Source organism: Sphingomonas sp. KC8 (assembly GCF_002151445.1).
Taxonomy (GTDB): domain Bacteria; phylum Pseudomonadota; class Alphaproteobacteria; order Sphingomonadales; family Sphingomonadaceae; genus Sphingomonas_E.
This window is the reverse complement of the sequence record NZ_CP016306.1, coordinates 381,357-407,051: the sequence shown is the minus strand read 5'-3', so window position 1 is coordinate 407,051 and position 25,695 is coordinate 381,357. Positions and strand designations below refer to the sequence as shown.

Below are 25,695 nucleotides of genomic sequence, written 5' to 3'. Positions count from 1 at the left end.
GGCCTTACTCGACGAAAGCTGCGTCGATCAGCAACCGATCGGGTTCCACCGTCACGGCGGCGGCAATCGCCACCATGAAGCGTTTGCCGTCGGGCTTTTCGACCTCGATAATATCGCCCGCGCCGAAATTCTCGATCGCGACGGCCTTGCCGATTTCCACGCCGTCCACCAGGCAGGGCAGCCCGATCAGATCGGCATGGTAAAATTCGCCTTCACCCAAAGGCGGCAGCGCCGAACGCGGCACGGTCAGCGCCGTGCCGCGCATCGCTTCCGCCTCGTTGCGGTCGGTGATTTCGGCAAACCGCGCGACGGCGCCGTTGGATCCGGCGCGTATGCTTTTCAGCGTCAGCGTGCGGCCGCCGGCATCCAGCGCCGGATAGGGAGCGAGATCGTCGGTAAAGAGCTTGAGGCGCACCTCGCCCTTCACGCCATGCGCGCCGATGATGGCGGCCAGCGTCACGGGTTCATCGCGCATCGCGTGCCCTTCCCTTCAAACCACTTAAACAAAAAAGCGGCTGCGACCCGCTCCCGCCTGCGGGAACGGATGCAACCGCCACGGCGCGCGGCCCCTCCCCCACGGGGGAAGGAACCGGACGCGCCGGCCACCGGGATCAACCCTCGGCGGCTTCTTCAGCAGGCGCTTCAGCGGCGGGCGCTTCTTCGGCCGGGGCCTTGGCGGCTTCCTCGGCTGCGGCAACCTTGGCGGCACGCTCTTCGGCGCGCTCCTTGGCCTTTTCGCCCGGCTCGGCCTTCTTCGGGTTGTTGCGGGCTGCGCGTTCCTTGAGGCCGGCGGCGTCGAGGAAGCGGGCGACGCGATCGGTCGGCTGCGCGCCAACCGACAGCCAATGCTTCAGGCGATCGGTGTTCAGCGTCACGCGCGCCGGATCTTCCTTGGCGAGCAGCGGGTTGTAGGTACCAACCTTCTCGATGAACGCGCCATCGCGCGGGCTGCGCGAATTGGCGACGACGATGCGGTAGTACGGGCGCTTCTTGTTGCCGCCGCGGGCGAGCCGGATCGAAACGGACATGAGACTTTCCTTCTATTGAACCAGTTGAAAATGTTTATTTCTTGCCAAATTTGTTGAAGCCGGGGGGCAGGCCGCCGGGCAATCCGGGAAGACCCGGCATTCCACCGGGCGGAAGCTGCGGCATACCGCCACCGCCACCCAGCATGCCGCCCAAACCGCCGCCCTTGCCGAACAGCGCACCCAGGCCCTTCAATCCGCCCATCTTGCGGATCTTCTTCATCGCCGAAGACATTTCCTGATGCATCTTCAGCAGCTTGTTCACGTCCTGCACGGTCGTGCCACTGCCCTTGGCGATGCGGATCTTGCGCTTGGCGTTGATGATTTCAGGCTTGGTCCGTTCTTTCGGCGTCATCGAACCGATGATCGCGTCCATCCGGACGAGCACCCGATCGTCGACCGCGCCGCTGGCCATCGCCTGCTTCACCTGCTTGACACCAGGCAACATGCCCGCAAGCGCGCCAAGGCCGCCCATCCGCGTCATCTGCGCAAGTTGGGCACGCAGGTCGTTCATGTCGAACAGGCCCTTGGCCATCTTGGCCGCCAGCGCCTCGGCTTCCTCGACCTGGATGGTTTCGGCCGCCTTTTCGACAAGGCTGACGACATCGCCCATGCCAAGGATGCGGCCGGCGACGCGCGCAGGCTGGAACGGCTCAAGCCCGTCCAGCTTTTCGCCGGTGCCGGCGAACTTGATCGGCTTGCCGGTAACGGCGCGCATCGACAGCGCGGCGCCACCGCGCGCATCGCCATCCATGCGGGTCAGGACGACGCCGGTCAGCGGCACCTGTTCGGAAAAGCTCTTCGCGACGTTGACGGCATCCTGGCCGGTCAGCGAGTCGACGACGAGCAGGATTTCGTGCGGCTGCGAAACGTCGGCAACCGCCTTCATCTCCTCCATCAGCCCCTGGTCGACGTGGAGGCGGCCCGCGGTATCGAGCAGCACCACGTCGAAGCCCTGAAGCTTGGCCGCCTGCAACGCGCGCTTCGCGATTTCCACCGGCTGCTGGCCGGCAACGATCGGCAAGGTCGCCACCGAAGCCTGCACACCCAGTGTCGCCAACTGTTCCTGCGCCGCCGGGCGATTGACGTCGAGCGACGCCATCAGCACCTTCTTGCGGCCCTTTTCGGTCAGGCGCTTGGCGATCTTGGCCGTCGTCGTCGTCTTGCCCGAACCCTGCAGGCCGACCATCATCACCACCGCCGGCGGTGCGACATCGATCTCCAGGTCCGATGCTTCGGCGCCCAGCATTTCGACCAGCGCGTCATTGACGATCTTCACGACCTGCTGGCCCGGCGTCACCGAACGCAGCACCTGATGGCCGACGGCCTTTTCGGTCGCCTTGTCGACGAACTCGCGAACCACCGGCAAGGCGACGTCGGCTTCGAGCAGCGCAATGCGCACTTCGCGCATCGCGGCGCGAACATCCGCTTCGTTCAGTGCGCCACGGCCGCGCAGGCGATCGAATACGCCGCCAAGCCGCTCGCTCAGACTTTCGAACATCGCCACACTCCGGCCACCAAAACCCTGTCCATCCGCACCAAACGCAAATACGCCGGCGGGCGAAACCTCGCCGGCCAGCGTGCACCCTTGGGCGCTTCAGCGTCACGTTCGATGGGAACGAACGGGGGCCGCCTACCGCATTGCCGGGCGGAAGACAAGAAGTACGATAAAACTCGTATTTCCCGCACCGGGTTTAACCGATTCTGCACCGCTTGAACGGCAAGAATGCGGATCAGCTCATGGGGGAGTGCCATTTTGGCCTGGCGCATCTGGCGAAATATGGATCGGAAAGCGACGGTGCTCAGCGCCCGGCGCGACCTGATCACCGGCGGGATCGTGTTTGCCGCGATCATCCTGTTCGCCGGCAATGGCAGTGCGGTGGTCCGCCAGTTTGTCGATACCGTAACCGGCGTCGGCGATGGCGCGGATCGTGTGCTGACGACGGCGCTGCTCCTCAACATTGCCCTCTTGCTGTTCGGATGGCGTCGCTACCGCGACCTGCAACATGAAGTGGTGGAACGCGTTGCAGCCGAACAGCGCGCAAACTCGCTGGCCGCCAGCGATCCGTTGACCGGCCTGCTCAATCGTCGGTCGCTTGCCGATCAGGGTGCTGCGTTGCTGGAAACGGCAACGGCCCGCGGCCGTGCGGTGGTCGTCCTCATGATCGATCTCGATCATTTCAAGACGATCAACGATCTGCACGGCCACAGCGTGGGCGATCGCCTGCTTCGGGCATGCAGCGCGGCCTTGCACAATACGCTTCCCATAGGCGCCGTCACCGCGCGGCTTGGCGGCGATGAATTTGCCTGCGCCTTTCTGGTGGACCCGAATGCTTCCGGGCACATCGATGCGATCGCCGACGGGCTGGTTTCCCGTTTGGCGACGCCGTTCGAACTGGGCGACACCCGCGCCCATGTATCGGCATCGATCGGCATTGCCCGGTCCGATCAGGACTGCCCGGATTTTGATGCGCTGATGCGCCGGGCCGACATCGCCATGTATGCCGCCAAGAAAAGCGGGCGGAACCGGATGGCGTGGTTCGATGCGTCGATGGAACGCGAACTGCAGCTTCGCAACGCCATCGAAACCGGGCTGCGCGATGGCATTCCGCGCGGCGAATTTGTGCCTTATTATGAACAGCAGATCGATCTCGCCACGGGGCACATACAGGGTTTCGAGGTGCTGGCCCGCTGGGAACATCCAAGCCAGGGCGTGATCGCCCCCGACATCTTCATCCCCATTGCCGAAGAATCCGGGCTGATCGCCGATCTGTCGACGTCGGTCATGCGGCAGGCCTTCGAAGAAGCCAAAAGCTGGGATTCGGGCCTGTCCTTGTCCGTCAATATTTCGCCGTCGCAGTTGAAGGATCCGTGGCTCGCCCAGAAGATCGTCAAGCTGCTCGTCGAAACGGGCTTTCCTGCCAACCGGCTGGAAATCGAAATCACCGAAAGCGCCCTGTTCGAAAATCTGGGGTTGGCCCAGTCGATCATCGGCAGCCTCAAAAATCAGGGTATCCGGCTGGCGCTCGATGATTTCGGCACCGGCTATTCCTCGCTCGCCCATTTGCGCGCGTTGCCGTTCGATCGGATCAAGATCGACAAGAGCTTCGTCCTGTCGATGACCGACAATCCCGAAAGCGCCGCCATCGTCAACGCGATCACCCGGCTGGGCGAAAGCCTCAGCCTGCCGATCACCGCCGAAGGCGTGGAAGATGCCGGCATCATCGAACAGCTAAAGGCGATCGGCTGCCACAAGGGCCAGGGCTGGCATTATGGCAAGCCGATGACGGTCAACCAGGTCCGCCGCCTCCTTGCCGAACAAGACATGCTCACCCCCGGCCGCGGCCCCGCGCCCGAAGCTTCGGCGATGGACTATAGCAAGCGGATCTTTGGGAATTAGGGTGTGATGGGGCAGCCGCGCCGCGCCAGATCAGGTCACACCGTGCGCGGCTCACCTACGTCATAAGCGCGCAGGTCGCGGTCCCGAATGCCCAAACCCGGCCATGCGGCGCGCCAGTCGGCAATGTGATCCGAAGCGAAATGGCGATTGAGGGCCATTTGATCGCGCCAGATTTCCTTCACATGGATCAGCCCGGCATCAAGCATGTCGGCCGCATAGCTATATTCCACACAGCCATCTTCTGCCCGGCTGCATTCAACCATGCGCTGCATTACCGGGCGGGCCGCGCCTAGGTTTTCCGCTGGCAGGCGGATCGTTCCAATGATCAGCAACATGCGTCGTGCATAAACGGGATGGCGTCCCACCGAAAGTGACGCCCGCATTGCCCCTGGTTTCGTCATTCCCGCGCAGGCGGTGGCGGGGCGTGCATCATGCCCCCGCCCTAAATCTCCACCTGGCTCCCCAGCTCGACCACGCGGTTGGTGGGCAGCTTGAAGAATTCCATCGCGCTTTCGGCGTTGCGCAGCATCCAGGCGAACAGCTTTTCACGCCAGATCGCCATGCCCGGCCGCGATGACGGCAGCAGCGTCTGGCGGGCGAGGAAGAAGCTGGTGTCCATCATCTTGAACACCGGCCCGCAACCCGTCGTGTTCGCAAGCGCGGCAGGCACGTCCGGTTCTTCCATGAAGCCAAAGCGCAGGACGACCCGGAAGAATCCCTGATCGAGATCCTCCAGCGTGACCCGGTTGCCGTCCTCGACGAAGGGCACGTCGTCGATCTTCACCGTCAGCAGGATGACGCGATCGTGCAGCACCTTGTTGTGCTTGAGATTATGGAGCAGCGCGTGTGGCACGCCTTCGGGGGTCGATGTCATGAACACCGCCGTGCCGGGTACGCGCGTTGCCGAACTGACTGCCGATTTCACGAACACCTTCACCGGCATCGCGGCTTCGCGCATCCGTTCGATCATCAGGAAACGGCCGCGCGCCCAGGTGGTCAGCAGCGTGAAGGCGACGAACCCGACGAGCAGCGGGAACCAGCCGCCATCGGGCACCTTCGTCAGGTTCGCGGCAAAATAGGCGATGTCGACGATGAAGAAGATGCCGACCAGGAAACCCGCCCACAGCTTGTTCCACTTCCACAGGCTGAACAGCACGACGGCAAGCAGGCAGGTGTCGACCAGCATCGCCCCCGTCACCGCGATGCCATAGGCCGCCGCCAGGTTCGACGATGTCTGGAACGTCAGCACCAGCAGGATCACCATCACCATCAGCGCCCAGTTGATCACCGGAATGTAGATCTGGCCGGCGGTGCTGGCGCTGGTGTGGGTGATGCGCAGGCGCGGGATGAAACCCAGCTGGATCGCCTGCTGCGTGACCGAAAACGCGCCGGTGATCACGGCCTGGCTGGCGATCACGGTCGCCGCCATCGCCAGCAGCACCAGCGGCAGGCGGAATTCTTCGGGCGCCAGCAGGAAGAACGGGTTGCGGATCGCTTCGGCCGCGGTCGCCGCATCCATCCCCAGGATCATCGCGCCCTGCCCCAGATAATTGAGCATCAGCGCCGGCAAGGCATAGGCCATCCACGACACGCGGATCGGGTTGCGGCCGAAATGGCCCATGTCGGCATAAAGCGCCTCGGCCCCCGTCACCGCCAGCACGACGCTGCCCAGCGCCAGGAACGCGGTAAACCCGTCCGTCAGAAAGAACTGGAACGCGTACCACGGGTTCAGCGCGCGCAGGATCGTCGGATCGGCGATCACATGGATCGACCCGAGCACGCCCAGCACCAGAAAATAGACCGCCATGATCGGCCCGAACAACAGGCCCACGCGGGCCGTGCCGTGCGACTGGATCATGAACAAAGCGATCAGGATGCCCACCGAAATCGGCAGCACCAGCGGCGCAAAACTGCTTTCGACGACGGCCAGCCCTTCCACCGCCGACATCACCGACATCGCCGGAGTGATCATGCAATCGCCAAAAAACAGCGCCGTCGCGAACACGCCGAGCAGGACGATGCCCTTGGTCCAGCGCTTGTTCTGCGCGGTGCGGTTGATCAAGGCGAGGAGCGCAAGGCTGCCGCCTTCGCCCTTATTGTCGGCCCGCATGATGATCGAGACATATTTGATCGTCACGACCAGCATCATCGACCAGAAGATCAGGCTGAGGACGCCCAGAATATGGAGTTCATCCGGCGTCAGCGGATGGTGCCCGGCGAATGTTTCGCGGAATGCGTAAAGCGGGCTGGTGCCGATATCGCCGAAGACGACGCCGATCGCACCGACCGAGAGTTTCAGCAGCCCGGATTGGGCATGGCCGTGGCCCGCATGATGCTGGGCGGCGTCATTGCTCATAGAAAGCCGGAGCCTGTTCTAACCATGGCGCAAGATGTCCACCCGACGCCCCTGTCGGGCAACCGGCCGGCGCCCTAGCACGGGCCTATGCCCCCGGCAACGGCCTGTGATCACTCCGCCGCCCCGCGACGGGACAATGCCGAAATCATACAAATACCCCGTCGACATAGCGCATGTTTGCACGGATTTACGCGCCATATCGAGCTATAATCACCAACAGACCGGAAATTGCGAGGATCAGGCCATGCGCGTCGGGGTGCCGAAGGAAATCAAGAATCACGAATATCGCGTCGGCCTGACACCGGCGTCCGTGGCCGAACTGGTCGCCGCCGGCCACGAAGCCGTCGTCGAAACGGCCGCCGGCACCGGCATCGATTTCAGCGATGCCGATTATGTTGCGGCCGGCGCACGAATCGTCGCCACCCCGGCTGAATTGTTCGCGCAATCCGATATGATCGTGAAGGTGAAGGAGCCGCAGCCCGGCGAAATCGCCCTGCTCGAACCCCGCCATGTGCTGTTCACCTATCTTCACCTTGCCGCCGATAAGCCGCAAGCCGAAGGATTGATGCGATCGGGCGCCACCTGCATCGCCTATGAAACCGTCACGTCACGCAGCGGGTCGCTGCCGCTCTTGAAACCGATGTCAGAAGTTGCCGGCCGCATGTCCGTTCAGGTTGGCGCGCATTATCTGGAAAAGGAACAAGGCGGCCGCGGCGTCCTGCTGGGTGGCGTCCCCGGCGTAGCGCCGGCCCGCGTGGCGATCCTCGGCGGCGGCGTGGCCGGCGTCAACGCCGCGCAGATGGCGGTCGGCATGCGCGCCGATGTCACCATCTACGATATCAACAATGATCGCCTGGCAGAACTCGACATGTTCTTTTCCAGCCAGATCAAGACGGCCTATGCGTCGAAGGCGGCGATCGCGGCGGCCGTGAAGAATGCCCATCTTGTCATCGGTGCTGTGCTGGTGCCGGGGGCGGCAGCCCCCAGGCTCGTCACCCGCGAAATGCTGAAAACGATGAAACGCGGCTCGGTGCTCGTCGATATCGCGATCGATCAGGGCGGCTGCTTTGAAACCTCGCACGCGACCACGCATGACGACCCGGTATTCGAAGTGGACGGGATCATCCATTATTGCGTCGCGAACATGCCCGGTGCGGTTGCCCGCACATCGGCCTTCGCGCTGAACAACGCGACCCTGCCCTTCGTGCTGAAACTCGCCAGCCTCGGGGCGGAAGCCGCGATGGCCGCCGATCCGCACCTGGCGAACGGCCTCAACGTCTCAGCCGGCAAGATCCGCCATCAGGCGGTTGCCGACGCGCTGGACCTGCCGTTTAATTAAGCGGCAGCCCTACCTCTTCACCGTCATGCTGAACTTGTTTCAGCATCCATCGTGCCACAAGCGCCGCCCCACCAAGCGGTGAGATGGACCCTGAAACCAGTTCAGGGTGACGGCAAGGGTTTGCAAATGACGACGAGAAAACAGCGTTGGTGCAGGCTTCCGCCCATTCCCTACCCGTCATGCTGAACTCGTTTCAGCATCCATCGTGCCACAAGCGCCGCCCCACCAAGCGGCGAGATGGACCCTGAAACGAGTTCAGGGTGACGGCGAGGGCATGCAAAACAGGTCGTGAAGCCCGCGGCCAAAAACCTACCGCCCCGGCATCCCGCCCATCTGCGCCCGCATCACATCCAGCTGCGCCAGCCGTTGTTCGACATCCCCACGCCACGGCGCATCCGCCGGGCTGCGATCCAGCAGCCCGCGCCACACCGCTTCGGCCTGATCGATCTGCCCCGCCTGCGCGAACGCCAGCCCAAGGAAGAATGGCGGCCCCGGATGTTCCGGCTGGATTTGTGCCGCGCGATCGAAGGCCAGCTTCGCCGCCGGCGACATCTGGCCATCGGCATACACCACCAGCGCATTGCCAAGGCCTACCCACAGATCGGCGCTGCGTGGATTCTTGTTCAACCCGGCCCTCAGTGTCGCGATCGCATAGGCATCCAGCCCCTGATCGTGCAGACCTTGGGCTGCCTCCAGCACCATCGCATCGCCGCCCACTTCGGGGAACATCGCCTTGCGTTCCTCGGCGGTCGCGCTGTCCGGCTGCTTGGCGCCCGATTTGGGCGGGGTCGGGCTGCCGGCCTGGGTCGGGCTGCCCTGCCAGGCATAGCCGGCCAGCCCCAGAAACAACGCCGCGCCCAGCAATTCCATCGTGCCGCGCGGCATCCGCCCGAATTTCCACAAGGCGCCGAATACCAGCAGCGCCAGAAAAGCGATGATCGCCCAGCCCATCAGCCTCTCCTCTTGCGGAACCGGCCCCGCGCCAGCCACAGGCCGATCGCGATCAGCGCCGCCGGCAGCGCCCATAATGGCCAGGTCAGCGCGTCGAGCGGCGGATCATAGGTCACCCAGTTGCCATAGCGTTCAACCAGCCATGCCCGCACCTGATCGGGTGTTTCGCCGGCCGCGATGCGGCTGCGCACCAGCGCGCGCATGTCACCGGCCATTTCGGCATCCGAATCGGCGATCGACTGGCCCTGGCAGACAAGGCAGCGCAGCGTCTTCATCAGCGCGGTGGCGTCGGCCTCCTGCTTGGCATCGGGCAATTGGGTATAGGCCAGCGCGGCCGGCGGCATCACCGAATCCGCCAGAACCGGAGTCGCCCCCAGCAAGGCGAGTGCGACAAGCGCGGGCTTGATCGAAAGCCGCATCATTGCGCCGCCTTCACCGCCGCCAAGATCGCGGGAACGTCCTCGGGCCGGATTTCGCCGATATGCTGGTGGCGGATGATGCCCTTGCCATCGACGACGAAGGTTTCGGGAACGCCGGCCGATCCCATCGCGATCTGGACGGCGCTTTGCGTGTCGCTGCCGATCCGCTGATACGGGTTGCCCCAGCGGCCCAGGAACCGGGCCACATCCTCGGGCCGATCCCGGATCGCAATCGCGTCGATCGGCACGCCCGCATTCGCCAGTTGCAACAATTGCGGCGCTTCGGCGGCGCACGGCACGCACCAGCTGGCAAATATGTTCAGCAGGCGCGGCTGGCCTTGCGTGAAATCCTTATGGGCAAGGCCGGCGCTGCCCGGCGCGCCCGGTGGCAGGGCGAATTCCGGCAGTGGCTTGCCCACCATCTTCGACGGGATGACCCGGCTTTCCGGCTTGATCAGCCCGGTTGCAAAGGTGGCCACGAACAGCAGGAACAGGATCAGCGGAACCCACAGGACGAAACGTACGGTACGCCGGTTCATGCGTAGGCCTCCGTCGCCATATGGTTGCGCCGTTCGCGCACCACCCGGCCGATCAGCGACAGCAGGCCGCCCAGCGCGATCATCACCCCGCCCAGCCAGATCAGCGTCACCCATGGCTTCCACCACAGGCGCAACTGCCAGCGGCCCTGATCGTCGGCATTGCCAAGCACGACATATAGCTGCCCGTCCAGCACCGAAGTGATCGACGCTTCATTGGTTTCGGTCGGCGGGGCATAGAACATGCGCGATTGCGTGATCAGCGTGCGGGGGGCCGCATCGCCGCGCGTCGCGGACAGCCGCGCTTCCACCGCCGTCCAGTTCGGCCCGGCCACCGGGTCGACACTGTCAAAGCGCACCGCCCACGGCCCCACCTGATGGGTTTCACCCGGCCGCGCCGCGACCAGCGTTTCCTTGGTGAAGGCGGTTTCCGATGCCATGCCGACCAGCGCCACCGCGATGCCGAGATGGGCGATCACCATGCCCCATGTGAACAAAGGCGTGCGGCGCAGGTTGCGTTTCCACAAGGGCGCAATGCTTGCGGCGGCAACACCGGCGGCCAGGATTAGCCCCAATAGCGGGAAGATGCCGATCGGCGGGCCGAACAGGGTGAACGCCAGAAACGCGATCGCCGTCAGCAATGTCGGCAGCGCCAGACGCATCACCAGCGGCTTGATATCGTCGCGCCGCCAGCGCAGCAGCGGGCCGGCGCCCATCGCCACGATCAGCAGCAGCGCGATCGGCCCGGCGGCGGAATTGAAATAAGGCGGGCCGACCGACAATTTCTCGCCGGTCATAGCTTCGGCCATCAGCGGGTAAAGCGTGCCGACCAGCACCACGCCCAAAATCGCCGACAGCAGCAGGTTGTTAAGGACCAGCGCGCCTTCGCGGCTCACCGCTTCGAACTGCGATCCTTCCTTCACCGTGCCCACGCGCAGGCCGAACAGCACCAGCGCGCCGCCGATATACAGCACCAGCAGCCCCAGGATGAACGCGCCGCGCTGCGGATCGACCGCAAAGGCGTGGACCGACGTCAAAATGCCCGATCGCACGAGGAACGTGCCGACCATGCTCATCGAGAACGCGACCACCGCCAGCATCACCGTCCAGGCGCGCAGGCCATCGCGGGTCGCCAGCACCGTCACAGAATGGAGCAATGCGGTCGCGGCGAGCCACGGCATCAGCGATGCATTTTCAACCGGGTCCCAGAACCACCAGCCGCCCCAGCCCAGTTCATAATAAGCCCAATAGCTGCCGGCGGTGATGCCCAGCGTCAGGAATATCCACGCCGCCAGCACCCATGGCCGCATCGCGCGGGCGAAGGCCGGTCCCACGTCGCGCGTCACCAGCGCGCCGACCGCGAACGAAAAGGCCACCGACAGCCCGACATAGCCCAGGTACAAAGTCGGCGGATGGAAGGCGAGGCCCGGGTCCTGCAGCAGCGGGTTCAGGCCATTGCCTTCCGTCGGCGCCGGGAACACCCGTTCGAACGGGTTCGACGCGAACAGCAGGAAGGCATAGAAACCAAGCCCGATGAACGCCTGCGCCGCGAGGGTGGCGATCAAGGTGCGTTCGTTGAGCCGCCGTTCGAACAGCGCGACCGCGGCCCCCGCCACCGCCAGGATCGTCACCCACATCAGCATCGAACCTTCGTGGTTCCCCCACGCGCCGGCGATGCGATACAGCAAGGGCTTGGCCGAATGGTTGTTGGCGATCACCAGCTTCACGCTGAGATCGACCTGCACGAACATGATGATCAGGCAGGCGAACGCGATCGCCGTCAGCGCGCCCTGCACCACCGCCACGGGCCGCACCGCGCCCATCAGCGCATCGCGCCCGCGCGCCAGCCCGGCCGCGCCGAGGATGAACTGCAAGCCGGCCAGCGCCGCCGCCAGCCAGAGGGCCGCCAGCCCCGCTTCGGCCATCATGGCCGCGCCGCCCCGGCGTTCATGCCGCCTTTGTCTTGTTCGGACTTCATCGCGCTTTCCATCTGCGGCGGCATGTAGCGTTCGTCATGCTTGGCAAGAATATTGTCGGCCACGAACACGCCGTCGGCGCCCAGCTTGCCTTCGGCCACCGCGCCCGATCCTTCCTTGAACAGATCGGGGGTGATCCCCCGGAACGTCACCGGCGCGGTCGCGCCTTCGTCGGTCAGCATGAAGTTGATCGTCACGCCATCGGGCATCCGCTTGATCGATCCGGGGACGACCATGCCGGCCAGCCGCAGCGGCTTGTCGACCGGCACCGCACCCTTGGCTACTTCGGATGGCGTGCGGAACAGGGCCGCCGTGTCCTTCAGCGCCGACATCGCCAGGAACGCCGCGCCGATAATCGCGACGACCGCGACCAGCGCCAGGATCAACCGCTGGTGCTTCGCCTTCATGATTTCTTCCTGATCGCGTCGGCCGCCGCCTCGGCCCGGCGCATCGCGGCCAGGCTGGCGAAGGTCAGGCCGAACAGCCCACCGACGGTGACGACATAAGCGGCAATGATGAAAGGCCAGTGGTTCATGCGTCCGCCATCCGCTTCAATCGCGCCTCGATCCGCGCTTCGGCCAGCAAGGTCCGCATCCGCATCAGCACGATCGCGCCGAACAGGAACGAAAAACCCAGCACCGCGATAGGCAGCGGCCACAGGATCGAACCGTCGATGGTATTCTTGGTCAAGGTGATGCTCGCCGTCTGGTGCAGCGTGTTCCACCAGTCGACCGAATATTTGATGATCGGGATGTTGATCGCGCCCACCAGCCCGAAGATCGCGGCCACCCGGCTATTGCCGCCACGATCCGAACTGGCGCCCGCCAGCGCGATATAGGCGATGTAGAGGAACAGGAGGACCAGCATCGACGTCAGGCGCCCGTCCCATTCCCACCAGGTGCCCCAGGTCGGCCGCCCCCAGATCGAACCGGTCGCCAGGCAGATCGCAGTGAACAAGGCCCCCGGCAACGCCACCGCGCGCGCCGCGACAGCCGCCAGCGGATGCCGCCAGACAAGTTGCATCAGGCTGGCAATCGCAATCCCGGTCCACCCGCCCATGCCCAGCCAGGCGGCCGGCACATGGACGTACAGGATCCGCACGCTTTCGCCCTGCAGGCGTTCGGGCGGGGTCAGGAAAAGGCCGGATCCCAGCCCGATGATGACCAGCAATGCGCCGCCCCACGCCAGCCACGGCGTCAACGGGCGGGCGATTCCAAGGAAACGGTTGGGATTGGCGAAAATATGCATGTGTGGGACGCGCTATTAGAACAGGTCGCCGCGTTGGGGAAGCATGACTGCGCGTGACAAATGATGCCGCATGGCCGCTTTTGCCTGTTTCCCTTGGAGCAAGAGGCCCGTAAGGCCGGCGACGATGGCTTCCCTTTCCCCGTCGACGGATCGTCCGTCCGATTCCCCGATGCGCGGCATCTTGCTGCGGATCGGATCGGTGGTGATGTTCGGCATCATGGCTGCCGCGATGAAACTGGCCGGCGAAGACGGCACCATCGCCATCGAAATGGTCTTCTATCGCGCGCTGTTCGGCATGCCGATCGTGCTGGCGTGGCTCGCCATCGGCCCTGGCCTCGCCAGCATCAAGCCCCATCGCCCGCGCGCGCATGTCTGGCGTTCCATCCTTGGATTGACCGGCATCACCCTCAATTTCACCGCGCTGATCCTGCTGCCGCTGGCCGATGCCACGACGATCGGCTTCACCGCGCCGATCTTCGCCACGATCCTGTCGGCGCTGCTGCTGAAGGAACATGTCGGCCGCCACCGGTGGACGGCCGTCGCGATCGGCTTTGCCGGCGTGCTCATCATCACCCAGCCGGGCGGATCGGGCACCCTGCCCGCTTTCGGCATCATGATCGCCCTGCTCGGCGCGCTCGGCACGTCCAGCGTCACGATCACCTTGCGTCAGTTGGGATCAACCGAAACGGTGGGCGCGATCGTGTTCTGGTTCTTCGTCGCCTGCGGCATCGTCGGCGGTATCGGCACCTGGATCTGGGGCAGCGCGCACAGCCTGCCCACCTTTGGCCTGATCGTGATCGGCGCATGGGCGGGCGCTGCCGCGCAATTGCTGATGACAGCATCGTTGCGCGCCGCCCCCGTCGCCACCGTCGCGCCGTTCGATTATCTTCAGATCGTCATCGCCATCGGCTTTGGCTGGCTGTTGTGGGCGACCATGCCATCCCCGACAACCTTGATCGGCGGCACGCTGATCGCCGGCAGCGGGCTTTATACCGCCTATCGCGAACATCGCCTGCGCCGCGATGCGGCGGTTGCGACCCCGCCGATCTGATAATCTTCCGGTCGTAATCGCCCTGCCTGCATACGGAAACGCCCGCATACGGAAACGCCGCCAGCCTTTCAGCCAGCGGCGTTCCATTTCTTTCGGCTGATGCCGATCAGGCGTACGTAACGCTCACCTTCTGGCGGCGACGCATCGACAGGCCGACCAGGCCGAAACCGCAAATCAGCATCGCCCAGGTCGCGGGTTCGGGAACGGCAGCCGCCGCGATACCGCCCAGGCGCACCTGCTTGAGCGAATCGACACCCGAATTGGTGGGGTTCAACTTGAAGGTGATCGACTTGATCACATCGCCGTTCGTGGCCCGTCCACTGAACCAATTGTCGCCGTATCCATTCATGTCAAAGGTCGGATAGTCGCCGGTCGATGTGTAAGCGACGCCCGCGGCGTTGAGCATGGTGAACGTCACGCTCTGCGCTTCGGCAGGCGGCGGAGTACCCGGAATGCCCGGCAGGTTGAATTCGAAATTGGTAAAAGTGCCGCCGTCCGTCAGGAAAAACGTTACGGTTCCCGTCAGCGGGTTGCCGCCTGCCCCAGTAATCGCGGCCGCCCCGCTTGCCTGCGTGCGCAGGGTGTTGGATCCGGTGAAGGTGACCCCGGTGCCGTTGACGGTGCCGAAAACCGTCGTGCCCGACTGGTTGTTACCCAGCAGCACGTTGCTGGTGAGGGTGCTACCTTCGCAGCTCTGGTTGTCGCACACGATAAGCGCGGCGGATGCCGGCGTGGCAACCGCCAGCGCAAGCGGTGCGAGAGCAAGGATATTCAAAGCTTTCATCATGGCGAATGCCCCCAACAAGAATGGTCGTATCAGGGGATAAGCATCGACCATGCCAAATGAGGACCTGCTTTAGATTTCCGTATGATGGCATGATGATTGGCGATATCGAGGCTCGATAATGTAACATAATCCGACAAAATTGGTGCCGCCGGCATCCAACCGGCGCCACATCAAGGGTGCGCCGAACCCCTTGACGCCAGCGAACGGCCGCGCGTGCGCCCGGCCGCCGTCCGGTAGCCCGTTGTCAGTACCGCCCGATCAGCCGCCGGGCGATGCGGTCCGCCACTTCGGCCGCCGGATCGCTGGTTTCGGCACTTTCCGTCCATATCTGTTCCAGCCGGCCGGGGATGAGGCCAATTCGCTTCTCCACATCGGCGCGGTTGCCCTGCCCCAGATACTCCAGGCCGACATTGATGATGCCGCCGCCGTTGATCACATAATCGGGGGCATACAGCACGCCGCGCGCATGCAGGCGCGCGCCATCGGCCTTGGTTGCCAACTGGTTGTTCGCGGCCCCCGCCACCACCGGCGCGGACAGCAACGGAATGCTCGTCTCGTCAAGGATCGCGCCCAGTGCGCAGGGGCTGAATACATCCGCTTCGACGCGCAAAATGTCGCTCGTCGCCACCGTCCTGGCACCCAAGATCGTCGCCAGTCGTTCGGCGCGATCGGTATCGACATCCGCCAAAGTCAGCCGCGCGCCTTCCGCCGCCAGCCGGCGGGCAAGGCCGCCGCCGACGCTGCCGACGCCCTGGATCGCGACATGCACGCCCGCCATGTCATCGCGCTTCAGCGCCCGGCGCACCGCCGCCTTCACGCCCAGGAACACGCCCAGCGCCGTCGACGGCCCCGGATCGCCGCCCGCGGCATCGCTGCCGACCGGCAGGCCCGCGACATGCCGGGTCTGTTTGCGGATTTCCACCATGTCGGCGTCGCTCATCCCGACATCTTCGGCCGTCACATAACGGCCGCCCAGGCTTTCCACCGCGCGGCCGAACGCGGCCAGCATCTCGGGTGTCTTGCTGCGATCGCGATCGGCAAGGATCACGCCCTTGCCCCCGCCCATCGGCAACCCGGCCATGGCGTTCTTGAAACTCATGCCGCGCGAAAGACGCAGCGCATCGGTGATCGCATCGGCGCGATTCGGGTAATGCCAGAAACGGGTGCCGCCCGCCGCCGGGCCAAGCGCGGTCGAATGAATCGCGATAACCGCCGTCAAGCCGCTCGCCTGGTCACGGAACAGATGGACGCCTTCATGGTCGTCATAATCCGGGAAATCCCAAGGCGCGGTCATGGCTCATCCTCGTAGAAACATTATTACGGTATAACGTAATAATGTTTCTACCTCTTGAAATCCACCCCGAAAACGGGTGGTCGGGCAAGGATACGCCTGCGGCGGCGGATACGCATGTGGTTTCAAGCTCGAAAGCCCTGAACGCCCGAAAACCCTGAATGCCTGAAAACCCTGAATCGGCGCGACCGGCTTGGCTGATGCTGATGGGGTCAGGCCGGGCAGATCCGCCTGTCTGCACGTCAACCCACTGGAAGAGTGGGGCGATCGACGGGGATTGAACCCGCAACCTCCGGTACCACAAACCGGCGCTCTAACCAATTGAGCTACGATCGCCACGACGTGTCGAGGCCGGCTCCATAAGGGCGGCGATGCCACATCGTCAAGGAAAGGTTGCGACTATATTCGCGCTATCTTGCACTTCGCCTCGCACAGCGCCAAAGACTCTGCCGTGCTATCCCAACGGACCCGCTACGCAATTCGCGCCCTGCTCCATCTCGGTGATCGTTTCGGCCAAGGGCCGGTGCAATTGCCCGAGATTGCGGAGGCGCAGAATATTCCCGCCAAGTTCCTGACGGTGATTCTGTCGGAAATGAAGCGCGCCGGATTGGTGGAAACGTTGCGCGGCAAGGAAGGCGGCTACTGGCTCGCCCGGCCGCCCGAAGACATCACCTATGGCGAAATCGTGCGGCTGACGCGTGGCTCGCTAGCGCTGGTGCCCTGTGCCGCGCGGCTGGCTTATCGTCCGTGTGAAAATTGCGTCGATGAAGCGACCTGCCGGCTGAAAGCAGTGATGCTTTCGGTGCGCGATGAGACCGCGAATATCCTCGATCGCGTGTCCCTGTCCGAAAAGATGGATCTATAGCGCCGCGAACGCCGTGTTTCGGCGGGAAGGACATGACGGGCCACCCGCCCTTCCCTCGCGCCTGCCAATGGGTTCATCCTTCGCGCATGATCAAATCCATCGCCTTCATGCCGCGTCGTTCCGATCTCGGCCGTGCCGCGTTCCGGGATTATTATGAAACGCGGCATACGCCGCTGGCGCTGCGCTACTTCCGCTTCGCCCGCTATATCCGCAACCATCTCGCCGACGATCAGGAACCCGGCTTCGATTGTCTGTCCGAATTCTGGCACCCCGATCCTGCGGCGAGCGCGGCCAGGATTGGCGCGGCCGTGGTTGAAACCCTGCGCGCCGACGAACGCGTCTTTACCGACCAATCCAACATCCGCGCCGCCCTCGCCGAAGAAATACCCCTTCTCGCGACTCAACCTGACGCTCAACCGGTTTCCGCAGACGCCACGATCCTCATCCTCCACGGCACCGATCGCGCCGCCCTGATCAGCGCGGCCAGCCAAACCGCCAGGGCACGTTCAGGGCAAACGACGCTCGACCTGCTTTCGCCATTCGATCATCGCCCGATCCCGTGCGATGCTCTCCTCATCCTGCGCGGCAGCGAACCCTTCTCCTTCACCCCGCCATCGGGCTGGTCGATCAGCCACCGCCTTCCGGTTCTGACGGAAGAGACGCCCGCTGACATCCTGGCCAACTCACCGGAAGCCACGACCTGATCTCAGCCTCCCGATCAGTGGCCGCCGGTTTCCGTTTCCAGATTGGAATCCCGCGTTTCGGGCAGGGCCAGCAGGATAAGCGGAATCGCCACGAAAGAACTCAGCGCCAGCCAGTAGCAGCTGTCGGCGATCGATCCCGTCTGCTTGGCCAGCCAGCCGATCAGCAATGGCGCCCCCACCATGCCCCAGCGACCAATCAGATTGTGGCACCAGCCATTGGCCGCAGCGCGGACCTGGGTTGGGAACAACTCGGAATTAATCGTAAAGCAGATCGTCCATGTGGCCAGCATCGCCTGAATGCCGACATAGCAGGCAGCGATTACGTACCAGTCGGTTGCGGAATAGCAGACCATCACGAGTGCCCCGTTTGCTGCGAAAAACAGGATAGCAGCCCATCGCCTGCCAATCAGGTCCATCAGAAACCCGACCGCCAGATAGCCCAGGAAGGCCGATATCAGCCCGAATGGCGCGATCAGCGCGATATCGGTTGCTGACCAGTTGCGCTCGTTCAATACATAATAGGTGAAGAAGAAGGTGGACACCGCAGCGCTGAAATTGACGATGAACCACAGCGTGCTCATCACCACAAACCGACCACGCAACGCTGGTGCGATCAGCGTCTTGAATTCCGCCGCGATGCTCAGACGCGGCGCCCTTGCCGCACGCGCAGCGACATATGCCGGCGTTTCCTTGAGGTAAAACCAAAGGAACGGCAGCACGAGCAGCGGCGCCGCACCGACAAGAAAAAGCGACCGCCATGACAACGCAGTGTCAAGCGCACCGGCCAGCAGCAAGGCCGGCAAGGCCGCGCCGAAACTGCCGCAGGCCCCTAAAAGCCCATTCGCCCTGCCTCTGATATGCGGCGGCAAGGTTTCGGAAACGATCAGATAGGCTGTCGCGATCTGCGACACGAGCGCAATGCGCGTGAAGCCCTGAACCACCGTGTAGGTCTCGATCGACGGCATAAGGATCGTCAGCAGCGATCCGAGAGAAAATATCACGGAAGATGAGATGAGGATCGGACGACGCCCAAAGCGATCACTTAAGCGTATCAGAAACCACGCCGCGATCGCACCCAGCCCGATCTGCGAAAGCGATCGCCCCAGCCCTTCGGCATCAACCGAATAAGCCTTGCCCACGAACGGCAACACCGTGCTCGTCAGGCTGACGTCGAACCCCTCGAACATCACCACGAACGCAAGCATTGCGATCAATCCGACATCGGACGCCTTCAGCCCGACGCGTACGTCCTTCGTTTCAATCGTCACCGCTACTCCAGTCACATACCGCGCAGCGGCGCTGCGATTTCGATCAAGTCAGGGAGATTAAACACTAACGCGCCGACGATGATGCGGATGCCCTGGCCCGATAGTCGCGCGGTGTCTCGCCAAAACGTCGCCGGAAGGCCGCTGAAAAGCTGCCCTGTCGTTCATATCCCAATGAAACAGCGAGTGACTTCACCGGAATACTGGTTTCCCCCAGCATCCGCGCAGCCCGCGCAAATAATGTTCGCTCGACATGGTCCATCACCGTTGATCCTCGCGTCGCCTTGAAGGCTCGCATAAGGTGGCGACGACCAATGCCGCATAAGGACGCGAGTTCCGAAACACTTGGCACGGGCTTGCTCTCATCGGCCAATCGCTGATCGATTCGCTTCAATTGCCAGGGAGCCAGCGTTCCGACACGGTGGACACCCCGCTCACGCACCGTTTCAAAGTGGCGCGTAAGTTCGGCAAGAAGCACCATGCCAAGCCCTTTCACAAGCATTTCGCGAGCTGGTGCAGGCCGGCCAACTTCGATCGACAGGCGTTCCAGGGTCGACAATATCGAAGGATCGCGCACATCGATGCACGCCGCCAGTTCGTCACCCGATGCACTGGCGCTGAGGCCGGTCAGTTTCTCGAAAAGCTCCGCCTCAAACTTGCAGATCAGCAACTGTCGATCTGCATAACCGCTGGACATGATATGCATCGGCACATTGGCCGGCACCAGCACCGCCGTTCCCAGCGGAATGAACGAACGGTGCGATTCCGGCTCGCCGAAACAGCCCCGTGCGGGATCTTCACGCCGGCCGGTTGGCAGATAGGTGATTGCCGGAAAATCAAGGAGGTGGGAACGCGTGAACGGCCCCGTGCCAGGCTGAGCGAGAACCTCCAGCCGAAAATCGCCGACGCTAAACAATGCTTCCAGTTCGCCGAGGCCGCTTTGCTGCATGGACTCGCTTTCCTTTTAGAACGATCACGCCAGCCCGATTCATCGGCTTCATCCGGTTCCCCCGGAACTCATGCGCTAAACGTAGACACCCAGACTAACATTGTCGGGTTCGCAATCAACCTTGCCGTGGTTTTCCACAATCAGGAATTAATTCGCGTCGCTTTATCCCACGTCCGTCACCGTGACGGGATGCGAACCGATTGCCTGTGTTTCGGTACGCATTAGGCTTCATGTCAGGTACGGCAAAATGCCGGTTCATCCTCGACAGGAGAGGGCAAATGGCGAATCCGATCGCGACTGATGAACAGCGGCGCTTCGAAAAGCGTGCGCTGGACGTGCTGGCCCATCCCCGGATGCAGGAGGCGATTGCCGAACTGCAGGATTATTGGCTGGATATGATCAGTCCGGGCCGCGAAATGCGGGCCTGTTTCGACAGCAAGTTCCCCGAGGTCGTTTTTGGAGCGATCATCTGGTCGCTCAACAACGACACCGAGCGCCCCGCGGTCGTCACCATCTCACGCATTCCGCATCGGCTCGACGGGCTGGACATACCTGGTTCGCGCTGGGGTATCGACAATCCCGACTCGGTATATCGGGTGATCCCGATCGACGGATCGCAGCGCTACGTCATTCGCGGCCGGGTACCCACACCCCGATTGACCGAAAATTATTTCACCCTGTGGACAGATAAAATGGCCACCGTTGACGTGCTCGACGGCAAGACATTGCATGTCGACGACAATGGCCGGTTCGAGATCAGCGTCGACTGCGACGACAAGGGCGATCGCCCGGATCATGTCCGATCTTCGCCCGAAGCCCGGGAGTTCTATATCCGCGACGTGATCATGGATTGGGCCAATGAGCGGGTGAACGAACTTTCGATCGAACGCCTGGGCGGCCCGCCAACACGTCCCGTCGCGACCCTCGACCAACAGGTCGATGCCGCCATCGCCATGCTGCGGCTGAATATCGACAATACCGCCCGCTGGAACCGCCAGGCGCTCGACAAACCCGTGAACGTCTTTGATTTCACCATCGATCGCGATACCGATGGTGCCTTACGGAACCAGATCTACGTTATGGGGCATTTTCGCCTTGCCGATGATGAAGCGCTGATCGTCGACGTGGGCCTCGGCGGTGCAGACTATTTTCTTGCCCCGATCACCAATCAATGGGGTAGCACCAACGACATCCAGAACCGCACCGCCAGCCTCAATCTGAACCAGAGCGTGCGGAACACGGATGGCACGCTCACCTACGTGGTTTCGCGCGCAGATCCGGGTGTGCACAACTGGATCGATCCGTGCGACATGCCCGAGGGCATCCTTACGCTGCGTTGGGCCGAGTTTGAGAACGGCAGGCCCGGAGAAGGGTTTGGTGCCAAAGGGCGGGTAGTCAAGCTCGCGAACCTGGCCACAGAGCTACCCACGGAAACCAGATGGCTATCGCCAGCCGAACGCGCCGAACAACTGCGGACCCGGGCTGCCAGCTATGCATGGAGAATAGCCGAATGAAAAACTGGCTCATCACCGGCTGTTCGACCGGAATTGGCCGCGCTATCGCCGATGCCGCACTGGCCGCCGGTGATCGGGTAGCGGTTACCGCGCGAAACCCCGCCGATATCGCTGATTTCGCAACGCGCTATCCGCAGACCGCGATCACGCTGCAACTCGACGTGTCCGACCAGCCTAGGATTGAGCCTGCGATCATCGAGGCTGAACGACATTTCGGCGGGATCGATATTCTCGTTAACAACGCTGGCTATGGCTACGTCGCGTCGATCGAGGAAGGCGATCTCGATCAGGTGCGGGCCATGTTCGAAACAAACTTCTGGGGTGCGATCAATATGGTTCGCGCGGTGCTCCCCGGCATGCGCTCGCGTCGTTACGGCCACATCATCAATATCTCGTCGCTGGCCGGCCGCATCGCCAATCCTGCGACCGGCTATTACAGCACGAGCAAATTCGCCCTGGAAGCGATGACATCAGCGCTGGCGCGCGAAGTTGCGGATTTCGGAATCAAGGCGACGGCCGTCGCGGCCGGACAGTATCGCACGGACTTTTCCGGACGGTCCTTGAAAGCTGCCGATGGCCCCATCGAAGATTATGCCGATGGGGTTCATGCACGGATCAATCTGGTCAAATCGGTCGATGGCCGGCAACCCGGAGATCCGGCGAAGCTCGCGCAGGCCATCATTGCCCTGACGCGGATGGCGGATCCGCCCGTCCATCTTGTCATGGGTCCGGATGCTTATGCCGCGATCAAGGGGCGGATGGACGAAATGCTGGCATCGATGGAACAGCATAAGGAAATGACTGTTTCGACCAATTTCGACGGTTGATGCGTTCGGACGCGCGGGGGCCGTCTGCGTCGTATATATGCAGGCGAGATTCGAGTTTGATGATATTGCCTCGAATCGAAACCAGGCTGGGCGTCGGTTTTTTTTGGGGGGGAAGTTTTGAATCACGACAGAAACAGGACGCTTGGCGAGCCAGGCGTCGATGCTGATATCCAGTTCGGGCACTGAGCGCATCTATGGCAAAGCGAGGGGGCCTGACGGCGTTCGACATAGACAGCCTGGACGAAAAGATCATCGCAGCGCTTCGCGACAACGGGCGGATTGCGACGCGCGATCTGGCCCAGGTCGTTGGCGTCAAGGAGGCGACGGTTCGCGCGCATCTGCGTCGGCTGGAAGACAATAATATCGTACGCGTCGTCGCGATGCGCGACCTTTCAGCTTTGGGCTATGATTGCGTGTCCGCGGTGGGCGTGCAGGTCAGGGGACGACCCGCAGCGGCAGTAGCCGCCGATCTGGCGAAGATCGAACAGGTCATCACCGTTGCGGTGGCGATCGGTGCGCATGACCTGGAAGTCCAGCTTGTCGCGCATGACCTGGATTCGCTGGATCAATTGCTGACCGGGGTGATCGCCAAGATCGAGGGGGTCGATCAGGTATTCCCGTCGGTTGCGCTCAAGGTGATGAAATATGAAACCGAATGGGCGCCGTTCTGAGCAAGCCTAGTAGAGTGTCTGGTTGAGACGGGAATCGCAGTTTCAAACCCCGATTGAGACAGTGCGGGTGACCCATCGGGCCACCCGCGCCGTCATCCGACGCGGAAGAAATCCGGTTTCGGGATGGTCCACTGATCGCCCCACAGCTGGTTGCCGCCATCGATCGTCAACACTTCGCCGGTGATGAAGCCGCCGGCATCGCCGGCCAGATAGCAGACGGCGTTGGCGATATCCTCCACCTGGCCGAAACGGCGCATCAGATTGGTGTTGGGCATTTCGGCCCGGGCCTCGTCCGAATAGACGGCCATGCCTTCGGTGGCGATGATGCCCGGCGACACGCAATTGACGCGGATGTTGAGCGGCGCCCATTCGATCGCGACGGTTTTCGACCCATAGATCACCCCGGCGCGCGCGGCGCAGGTGTGGGCGACGCCGGGCATCCCGCGCCAGATGACGGTGGCGACGTTGACGATCGATCCGGGCCGACCGGCATCGCGCCATTTCCGCGCGGCGGCCTGCATCATATACCATGTGCCGTTCAGATTGGTGTCGATGACCGCGGCCCAGCCCTTGGGCGCGAAATCGATCGCCGCCTGCGGAAACTGACCACCGGCATTGTTGACGAGGATATCGACCGCGCCAAAGCGTTCCCAAGCCGCATCGAACAGCGCCGCCACCGCATCCGGATCGCGGATCGACAGCGGATGGACCATCACGTCGGCGCCATAACGGACGAGCGCGGCGGCCGTTGCCTCCAGCTTTTCGACCTTGCGGCCGCACAACACGACCTTTGCCCCCAAGCGCGCGAACCAATGGGCGACCGCGCGGCCGATACCACTGCCCGCGCCCGAGACGACCGCAACCTTGCCCGCGAACATATCCGGGGCCAGCGCCATGGGAAGGGTGGCAAGTTCTTCGTCGGTGCGGCCGTAAACGTCAGTCATCCTATCTCCATTGATCAGCAGATGCTGCTTGCCCGCCCCGCCCAATAGGGTGCGCGGATTTCACGCTTGAGGATCTTGTTGGCCGGCGACAGCGGGAAAGGTTCGGTGCGGAACTCGACACTGCGAGGTACCTTGAACCCGGCGAGGCGCTGGCGGACATGATCGATCAGATCGGCCTCGACGGCTGCTGCGCCATCATGGAGGATGACAATGGCATGGACCTGTTCGATCCAGCGTTCGTGAGGAACGCCGATGACGACGCAGGACCGCACCGCCGGATGGGTGGAGAGCGCGCTTTCCACTTCGATCGAATAGACATTTTCGCCGCCGGACACGATCATGTCCTTCACCCGATCGACGACATAGACGAAACCTTCGGCATCCATCCGGCCGCCATCGCCGGTGTGCATCCAGCCGCCCTTTAACGCGGCGGCGGTTTCGTCCGGACGCCGCCAGTAACCGAGCATGACGCTTTCGCCGCGCGCGCAGATTTCACCCACCTGCCCGCGTGGCACCTCTTTGTCGTCCTCGTCGACGATCCGCATTTCGACGCCGTAGCAGGCCCGGCCACCCGCACGGTGGACGCCCCGCGCACGATAATCACCCGACAGGCATTCGTGCGGCAGCGCCACGCATTGGGGCGACAATTCGGTCATGCCATAGGCCTGAATGAACCGGGTATCGGGCAAGGCCGCCAACGCCCGATCGAGCAGCGCTTCGGTGATCGGGCTTGCGCCATAGACGATGGTGCGAAAGCTGGACAGATCGGTGGCCGTAAAGTCGGGATGTTCGATCAGCATCTGGACCATCGTCGGCACCAGCAACGATTCGGTGCAGCGATGGCGCGCGATCGCGGCCAGCGCGGTGGCCGCATCGAAACCGGGCAGGATCACGGCGGTGCCCGCACTCGCGGTGATCGCGATCATCGGCCAATTGCCCGATGCGTGGAAGAAGGGGGCCGCGACCAAATAGACGGCATCGTCGCGATAATAGCCCTCGCAATGGGCGATGTTCGCACCGCGCAACACGTTGCGGTGGCTGAGCATCACCCCCTTGGACCGGCCGGTGGTGCCACCTGTGTAGAAGATGCCGAACAGATCATCACCGGTGCGGCCGGCATCCGCAATAGCAGCATGGGCGACAAGATCGTCATGATGGGCAATATCCGCCGGATGATCCTCGCCAATGGCCAGCAGGTGCAAACCCGGCCGGCCCGTTGCCAGAAGGCGGGCAAGCGGCAGAAAGGCATCGTCGGCGGCGAGAATGACGGGTTCGCAATCGTCCAGCCCATCGGCCAGTTCCGCCTGGCTCCACCGGCTGTTGAGTGGCACCACCACCCCGCCGGCGTGCGGCCCGGCAAGGAACAGTTCGAAATAGCGATCATTGTTGAGGCCGAGGATCGCGATGCGATCGCCCTGCCCCAGCCCCATGGCCGCCAGCCCCCCGGCAATCCGCGCAACGCGCGACGCCACCTCATCCCAACTTCGCGTCCGATCGCCACAGATCGTCGCCGGGTGCCGGGGGCGGACCTGCGCCGCCCGTGCCACTGCCGCGCTTATCCCCACAAGCGCCTCCCT

Annotated in this window: 26 protein-coding genes and 1 tRNA gene; 8 read left to right on the top strand and 19 right to left on the bottom strand. The window is 63.2% G+C overall.

Features of this window, described 5'->3' with window-relative positions; genetic code table 11:
* Positions 1–4 precede the first annotated feature (4 nt).
* The 3 genes from rimM to ffh all read right to left on the bottom strand — a co-directional run bounded on the left by rimM (position 5) and on the right by ffh (position 2,526).
* Positions 5–475 carry a ribosome maturation factor RimM gene (gene rimM / locus KC8_RS02025; RefSeq protein WP_010126458.1) on the bottom strand — a complete coding sequence of 157 codons (471 nt, stop codon included), beginning with the start codon at positions 473–475 and terminating at the stop codon, positions 5–7.
* A gap of 136 nt (positions 476–611) precedes the next feature.
* Positions 612–1,028, bottom strand: a complete 417-nt coding sequence (gene rpsP, locus KC8_RS02020) for a 30S ribosomal protein S16 (protein WP_010126459.1) — start codon at positions 1,026–1,028, stop codon at positions 612–614.
* A gap of 34 nt (positions 1,029–1,062) precedes the next feature.
* On the bottom strand, positions 1,063–2,526 hold the full coding sequence (gene ffh, locus KC8_RS02015; protein ID WP_029624670.1) for a signal recognition particle protein: 1,464 nt from the start codon (positions 2,524–2,526) through the stop codon (positions 1,063–1,065).
* Positions 2,527–2,805: 279 nt separating this feature from the next.
* On the opposite strand from ffh, the gene KC8_RS02010 reads away from it, so the two are divergent.
* Complete coding sequence (locus KC8_RS02010; RefSeq protein ID WP_037496568.1) at positions 2,806–4,425, top strand: putative bifunctional diguanylate cyclase/phosphodiesterase; 1,620 nt, start codon at positions 2,806–2,808, stop codon at positions 4,423–4,425.
* Between the two features lie 35 nt (positions 4,426–4,460).
* On the opposite strand, the gene KC8_RS02005 is transcribed toward KC8_RS02010, so the two are convergent.
* Entirely contained in the window at positions 4,461–4,760 is a 300-nt protein-coding gene (locus KC8_RS02005) for a putative quinol monooxygenase (protein ID WP_029624672.1), read from the bottom strand.
* Between the two features lie 107 nt (positions 4,761–4,867).
* The gene (locus KC8_RS02000; RefSeq protein ID WP_010126464.1) at positions 4,868–6,781 is read right to left on the bottom strand and encodes a potassium transporter Kup; all 1,914 of its coding nucleotides are present in this window, start codon (positions 6,779–6,781) and stop codon (positions 4,868–4,870) included.
* Between the two features lie 244 nt (positions 6,782–7,025).
* Between KC8_RS02000 and ald the strand changes: the two genes are divergently transcribed.
* Positions 7,026–8,120, top strand: a complete 1,095-nt coding sequence (gene ald, locus KC8_RS01995; protein ID WP_010126465.1) for an alanine dehydrogenase — start codon at positions 7,026–7,028, stop codon at positions 8,118–8,120.
* A 309-nt stretch (positions 8,121–8,429) separates the two neighbouring features.
* Here the strand turns inward: ald and KC8_RS01990 are convergent, their stop codons facing one another.
* Genes KC8_RS01990 through ccmC form a run of 7 tightly spaced genes read right to left on the bottom strand, consistent with a single transcriptional unit; the run spans position 8,430 to position 13,250 of the window.
* Positions 8,430–9,071 carry a tetratricopeptide repeat protein gene (locus tag KC8_RS01990; RefSeq protein ID WP_010126466.1) on the bottom strand — a complete coding sequence of 214 codons (642 nt, stop codon included), beginning with the start codon at positions 9,069–9,071 and terminating at the stop codon, positions 8,430–8,432.
* Positions 9,071–9,493 carry a cytochrome c-type biogenesis protein gene (locus KC8_RS01985; RefSeq protein WP_010126467.1) on the bottom strand — a complete coding sequence of 141 codons (423 nt, stop codon included), beginning with the start codon at positions 9,491–9,493 and terminating at the stop codon, positions 9,071–9,073. The genes KC8_RS01990 and KC8_RS01985 overlap by 1 nt, the downstream gene beginning before the upstream one ends.
* Positions 9,490–10,029 carry a DsbE family thiol:disulfide interchange protein gene (locus KC8_RS01980; protein WP_010126468.1) on the bottom strand — a complete coding sequence of 180 codons (540 nt, stop codon included), beginning with the start codon at positions 10,027–10,029 and terminating at the stop codon, positions 9,490–9,492. The genes KC8_RS01985 and KC8_RS01980 overlap by 4 nt, the downstream gene beginning before the upstream one ends.
* Entirely contained in the window at positions 10,026–11,954 is a 1,929-nt protein-coding gene (locus KC8_RS01975; protein ID WP_010126469.1) for a heme lyase CcmF/NrfE family subunit, read from the bottom strand. The genes KC8_RS01980 and KC8_RS01975 overlap by 4 nt, the downstream gene beginning before the upstream one ends.
* Complete coding sequence (gene ccmE / locus KC8_RS01970; protein ID WP_010126471.1) at positions 11,951–12,409, bottom strand: cytochrome c maturation protein CcmE; 459 nt, start codon at positions 12,407–12,409, stop codon at positions 11,951–11,953. The genes KC8_RS01975 and ccmE overlap by 4 nt, the downstream gene beginning before the upstream one ends.
* Positions 12,406–12,537, bottom strand: a complete 132-nt coding sequence (gene ccmD, locus KC8_RS19735) for a heme exporter protein CcmD (RefSeq protein ID WP_138956717.1) — start codon at positions 12,535–12,537, stop codon at positions 12,406–12,408. Before ccmD ends, ccmE begins: the two co-directional genes overlap by 4 nt.
* A complete protein-coding gene (ccmC, locus tag KC8_RS01965) occupies positions 12,534–13,250 on the bottom strand; it encodes a heme ABC transporter permease CcmC (protein ID WP_010126473.1) in 717 nt (238 codons plus the stop codon). The genes ccmD and ccmC overlap by 4 nt, the downstream gene beginning before the upstream one ends.
* Before the next feature lie 124 nt (positions 13,251–13,374).
* Between ccmC and KC8_RS01955 the strand changes: the two genes are divergently transcribed.
* A complete protein-coding gene (locus KC8_RS01955) occupies positions 13,375–14,301 on the top strand; it encodes a DMT family transporter (RefSeq protein WP_029624674.1) in 927 nt (308 codons plus the stop codon).
* A gap of 106 nt (positions 14,302–14,407) precedes the next feature.
* On the opposite strand, the gene KC8_RS20185 is transcribed toward KC8_RS01955, so the two are convergent.
* The 3 genes from KC8_RS20185 to KC8_RS01940 all read right to left on the bottom strand — a co-directional run bounded on the left by KC8_RS20185 (position 14,408) and on the right by KC8_RS01940 (position 16,715).
* Positions 14,408–15,139 carry a PEPxxWA-CTERM sorting domain-containing protein gene (locus KC8_RS20185; RefSeq protein ID WP_010126476.1) on the bottom strand — a complete coding sequence of 244 codons (732 nt, stop codon included), beginning with the start codon at positions 15,137–15,139 and terminating at the stop codon, positions 14,408–14,410.
* A gap of 193 nt (positions 15,140–15,332) precedes the next feature.
* On the bottom strand, positions 15,333–16,382 hold the full coding sequence (locus KC8_RS01945) for a Leu/Phe/Val dehydrogenase (protein WP_010126478.1): 1,050 nt from the start codon (positions 16,380–16,382) through the stop codon (positions 15,333–15,335).
* 256 nt (positions 16,383–16,638) lie between these two features.
* A tRNA-His gene (locus KC8_RS01940) sits at positions 16,639–16,715 on the bottom strand.
* 115 nt (positions 16,716–16,830) lie between these two features.
* On the opposite strand from KC8_RS01940, the gene KC8_RS01935 reads away from it, so the two are divergent.
* Positions 16,831–17,244 (top strand): RrF2 family transcriptional regulator, encoded by a 414-nt coding sequence (locus KC8_RS01935; RefSeq protein ID WP_029624675.1) that lies wholly within the window; start codon positions 16,831–16,833, stop codon positions 17,242–17,244.
* Positions 17,245–17,330: 86 nt separating this feature from the next.
* Complete coding sequence (locus KC8_RS01930; protein ID WP_010126482.1) at positions 17,331–17,948, top strand: EthD domain-containing protein; 618 nt, start codon at positions 17,331–17,333, stop codon at positions 17,946–17,948.
* A gap of 14 nt (positions 17,949–17,962) precedes the next feature.
* Here the strand turns inward: KC8_RS01930 and KC8_RS01925 are convergent, their stop codons facing one another.
* Together KC8_RS01925 and KC8_RS01920 are read right to left on the bottom strand one after the other, a co-directional pair.
* Positions 17,963–19,216, bottom strand: coding sequence for an MFS transporter (locus KC8_RS01925; protein WP_010126484.1), 1,254 nt, complete (start codon positions 19,214–19,216; stop codon positions 17,963–17,965).
* Between the two features lie 64 nt (positions 19,217–19,280).
* Positions 19,281–20,162, bottom strand: coding sequence for a helix-turn-helix transcriptional regulator (locus tag KC8_RS01920; protein WP_010126486.1), 882 nt, complete (start codon positions 20,160–20,162; stop codon positions 19,281–19,283).
* Positions 20,163–20,440: 278 nt separating this feature from the next.
* Here KC8_RS01920 and KC8_RS01915 point away from each other — a divergent pair, with 278 nt between their 5' ends.
* The 3 genes from KC8_RS01915 (at position 20,441) to KC8_RS01905 (ending at position 23,174) form a co-directional block, all read left to right on the top strand.
* A complete protein-coding gene (locus tag KC8_RS01915) occupies positions 20,441–21,676 on the top strand; it encodes a hypothetical protein (RefSeq protein ID WP_010126488.1) in 1,236 nt (411 codons plus the stop codon).
* On the top strand, positions 21,673–22,503 hold the full coding sequence (locus KC8_RS01910; RefSeq protein ID WP_010126489.1) for an oxidoreductase: 831 nt from the start codon (positions 21,673–21,675) through the stop codon (positions 22,501–22,503). The genes KC8_RS01915 and KC8_RS01910 overlap by 4 nt, the downstream gene beginning before the upstream one ends.
* 194 nt (positions 22,504–22,697) lie before the next feature.
* Entirely contained in the window at positions 22,698–23,174 is a 477-nt protein-coding gene (locus tag KC8_RS01905) for an Lrp/AsnC family transcriptional regulator (RefSeq protein WP_010126491.1), read from the top strand.
* Between the two features lie 92 nt (positions 23,175–23,266).
* Here KC8_RS01905 and KC8_RS01900 read toward each other — a convergent pair whose 3' ends face one another.
* Complete coding sequence (locus tag KC8_RS01900; RefSeq protein WP_029624676.1) at positions 23,267–24,118, bottom strand: SDR family oxidoreductase; 852 nt, start codon at positions 24,116–24,118, stop codon at positions 23,267–23,269.
* Positions 24,119–24,132: 14 nt separating this feature from the next.
* A complete protein-coding gene (locus KC8_RS01895; RefSeq protein WP_029624677.1) occupies positions 24,133–25,683 on the bottom strand; it encodes an AMP-binding protein in 1,551 nt (516 codons plus the stop codon).
* Between the last annotated feature and the right edge of the window lie 12 nt (positions 25,684–25,695).